The 3,312-nt window shown below is 59.8% G+C and carries 3 protein-coding genes; all 3 read right to left on the bottom strand.

Annotation, left to right across the window (positions count from 1 at the left end; translation table 11 throughout):
- Positions 1-1,409: alpha-glucuronidase family glycosyl hydrolase (locus tag B3520_RS15955; protein WP_286876428.1), on the bottom strand; the 1,409-nt coding region annotated here is incomplete at its 3' end.
- Positions 1,410-1,548: 139 nt separating this feature from the next.
- Positions 1,549-1,899 carry a PilZ domain-containing protein gene (locus tag B3520_RS15950; RefSeq protein ID WP_286804834.1) on the bottom strand — a complete coding sequence of 117 codons (351 nt, stop codon included), beginning with the start codon at positions 1,897-1,899 and terminating at the stop codon, positions 1,549-1,551.
- Positions 1,892-3,312 (bottom strand): DUF1631 family protein (locus B3520_RS15945; RefSeq protein WP_286876427.1); only part of this gene is annotated, 1,421 nt, incomplete at its 5' end. The genes B3520_RS15945 and B3520_RS15950, both read right to left, overlap by 8 nt.

Raw genomic sequence — 3,312 nt, 5'->3', positions numbered from 1 at the left:
CGATCGGTCCCGGGGTTGATCACCGCCGCCATACCGGTCTGTTCGTATTCAAAGACCTCACCTCCGAGAATTTTGCCGACGGTGCTGCCCTCGCCTTTCGCGTGGGTGTCGGCATCCAGCACTTCTTCAAACAGCGGGCCCTGGTAGGCCAAGTGATTGGAGAATCCAAAGTACTCCTGGGTGACCTGCAGTTCCATCATGATATTGGTGTCTTCCAGCGCGCCAAACAGGGGTGAGAAAGGTTCGCGCGGCTGGAAGTCGATGGGCCCGTTTTTGATCTGAACGATTACATTGTCCCGAAACTTTCCATCAAGCGGTTTGAACTCGTCATAGGCCTCACGGAAGCGGTCGCCCTGCTCCGGCGAGTAAACGAAAGCGCGCCAGAAAATCACCCCGCCGTAGGGTGCGACGGCATCGGCCAGGATGTTGGCCCCGTCGGCATGGTTGCGTCCATACCCCTGGGGGCCGGGCTGCCCCTCGGAGTCAGCTTTTACCAGAAAGCCCCCCAGATCCGGAATGTGCTTGTAGATCTGCTTGGCCTTGTCCTTCCACCACTGCTGTACTCGCGGGTCGAGCGGATCGGCGGTATCCAGATCACCGAAGGCCCGGGGCGAGTCATAATTGATGGACAGGTAGGTTTTGATCCCGTACTGGCGAAACACCTCGTTGAGCGCGGCCACTTTCTCCAGGAACTGATCCGTGAGAATACGCGGGTCGGCGTTGACGTTATTGATGGCGGTGCCGTTGATCCCCAGCGAGGCGTTGATCCGCGCATAATCCCGGTAGCGCGGGTTTTCATTGTACTCGGGCAGGGTGCCCCACTCCCAGAGTGACAGGCCGGCATAGCCGCGCTCCACCAGTCGGTTGAGATTGTCCCAGTGGTTTACCACGCGGTGCTGGACCTTGGGCGCCTCGGCGATGGCAAGCTCCTCAATGGCCTGTTGGGTCTGCAGCAAGCGAAGCAGATGAAAAGCCCCGTAGAGCACACCGCGGTCACCCTCAGAGGCGATCACGGTCACATCGCGACGTCCAATCCGGGTGGTTTCCAGCAGGAACCCCTCCGGCCCCTGTTGCGCCAAGCGGTCTTCCCAGCCCAGGCTGGCAATCAGCTCGGAGGTTTCGGGGGTACCTATGACCAGCGAGCCGCGCCGGGCCAGCGAGTCGCTGCGCTCCAGCGGCCTGTCCAGCAGGCCCGAAATGCCCCGTTGCAGCTCCTGCGCGGCCGACTCGATGACGGCCGGGCCGTCGGGAGCCACCAGGGTTCCCAGTTGTTTGCGGTAGTCCTTGACCAGGGAACTATCGCTCAGGGGCTGGTAACGCAGCCACATGTCGTAACCGTCTTCAGCGTGGGTAGCCAGGGCACTCAGGGTGCAGGCCAGGGCCAGACCGATCGCCAGGAGCTTTTTCATAGATAAGACCTACTCTCTTTGCGGGTTTCTTGGGTTATTGGGTACCAGACCGCATGATATAGTCATTTTTACTTTTATGGAAGTCTACTAGTATACAAGAAGCCGATGCAGCCCACGCCGCTCGGCGCAACCGGAACGGTTACGCCAACGGCTGACCCAGGTGCTGGATCAGAGTCTCGATGTCTTCAAGCGCCTGCGGGGAGGCGTCGATAATATTGAAGCCCGACCAGTGTTTGCCGTTATGATCGGCGTTGCGGGTCCAGAGGCAGTCCACTCCCAGGTGGATGCTGTTGCGACCATTGAGGGTTTCCGGCAGGTGCAGATCCAGTTTGTACAGCTTGTCCTCATCCAGAGGCTGATCCCCCATGATCATCAGACCGTGGGCGTTGATGTTGACCAGGCGCCCGAGATACAGGTCCCGCAGGTTGTCATAGACATCCACCGCTTCATCAATTGCATAGCGCGCCCATTGCCGCTGATGATCAATCATTCTGTGCTTCCTCCTGGGAGTGACCACCGACTTTGGCATTAAGCTGCTGGTAGATGTTTTCCAGGGCACGCTCAAAGAAGGGCTTGGTGCTTCCGGCAATAATCCGGGCCCGACCGGCGATCATATCGCGGGCCAACTGCAACCCGGAGTTCATCGCCACTTTGCGCCCCTGCTGATCCACCAGCATGTAGTGCAGGGTGCGCTTATTGTACCAGGCGACTTTCAGGCGTCGGCCACCCTCATACTCGAACCAGGTACCAAATTCGATCATTTTAAGATTGTCGACAATCTTCTGCTCTTCTTCGGTCACCGGTTCGTTCGCCACCCGACTATGTCCGGCCTTTTCGGCGGCGATACTCTCCAGCTTGGAGCGCATGGGTGCCGGGGCGGGCTCGGGACGACGACTCTGCAGCGCCATTTTCTGCAGCGAGGCGACCGCTTCGAGCAGTTTCTTGCCCTTGCCCTGATCGTAGCCGATGGTGTCAAAGCCGGACTGCAGCGCCCGGATAACCTGATCCTGAATATCCAGTTGGCGGGTTTTATCCGCCTCCAGGGTCTTGGGCTCCAGGGTCCAGAGCAGCTCGTCCATCACCTTCAGGCACTGCCGCCAGCTATCGGCATTTTCGCCGTAGCGAAGAATCACAAACGACAGGTAATCGGACCAGGGCTGCAGCAGCAACAGCAGCACCGCCGAGGGCAGTTCACGATTGTCGGTGCGCTTGCGCACTTCGTCGTTGACCCGCTGTTTGGCTTCGCGCAGCTTTTCCTCGCCCTGGACTTTCTCCAGCGCGCGGCGCTCCATCAGTTCCTGACGGCGCGCCAGGTTATGGGTATAGGCATTGAATTCGAGCAGCACCTCAGCAAACAGACGAACGTCGTTCTTGAACTCAGCCAACAACCGGAACACCGTGGTTTTGATCTTGTTGTACATGTCGTACTGGCTGGTGCCATCGTTGCTGACCCAGCGGGCCCCCGCCTCGGCGAGGCTGTTGAGCAGTACCCGCGCCGGATGATCGGTCTGCTCAAAAAAGTCCTTATCGATAAAGGCCATTTTGAGAAACGGGGTGTGCAGGTAGCTGAGCAGCGCCTTAACCGAATCCGGCAGGTTGTCATCCGAGAGCATGTACTCGAACAGCAGGCCCACCAGGTCGATGGTGTCCAGATCGCTGGGGTCGACGGTTCCGGGCTCATCGCTCTCGGCCGCCACCTGGGCCAGCATCTGCTGGCTGACCGTCTGAATCGATTGCGGCGTGGTGACCAGCCCGGCCTCGTTCTGGGACGCGGCCGCCTGGGTCTGGCTGAGTGCTTCGGCCTGCAGACTCTGCAGAACCCCCACCAGTTGTTGGCTGCTGTAGGGCTTGCCCCCTCCGCTCGGGTAGGGGGTGGCGCCCACGGCGGGCTCGCCGGCGGGAC

Origin of the sequence: Marinimicrobium sp. UBA4509 (assembly GCF_002388575.1) — a bacterium.
In the GTDB taxonomy this organism is placed as follows: Bacteria; Pseudomonadota; Gammaproteobacteria; order Pseudomonadales; family Cellvibrionaceae; genus Marinimicrobium; species Marinimicrobium koreense.
This window is presented reverse-complemented; position numbering and strand designations above follow the sequence as displayed.